The organism is Novosphingobium sp. 11B, from assembly GCF_054589055.1.
This window is the reverse complement of the sequence record NZ_BAAILP010000214.1, coordinates 1-299: the sequence shown is the minus strand read 5'-3', so window position 1 is coordinate 299 and position 299 is coordinate 1. Positions and strand designations below refer to the sequence as shown.

1 pseudogene is annotated in these 299 nt (G+C 66.6%); it reads right to left on the bottom strand.

Going from position 1 to position 299, the window contains the following annotated elements:
• Positions 1-299 (bottom strand): annotated as a pseudogene (locus ACYPYD_RS19715) (IS21 family transposase); the annotation flags it as partial.

Sequence of the window (299 nt, the reverse complement as noted above, 5' to 3'; positions counted from 1 at the left end):
GCCTTGATCACCGCCACCTTGGCGTTGTCGGGCACCAGCAACTGGGGAACGCCGCGGAAGAAGGCGAAGGCGGCGTTGTTGCCCGCGATCCAATCGGGAAACTGCTCGGTCCATGTCGCCAGCGCAAACGACAGGCTCGATCCGCCCATTACGGCAACGAAGATGTGGGCACCGCGGACTTCCCCGGTCCTGCGGTCCACCACGACCGGCACCGTGTCGCCAGCGTAGTCGAGGAACAGCTTTTCGCCTCCGGCATGGCTCTGGCGCATGACCAGCGGCAGGCGGCCTTCCCACCGGCG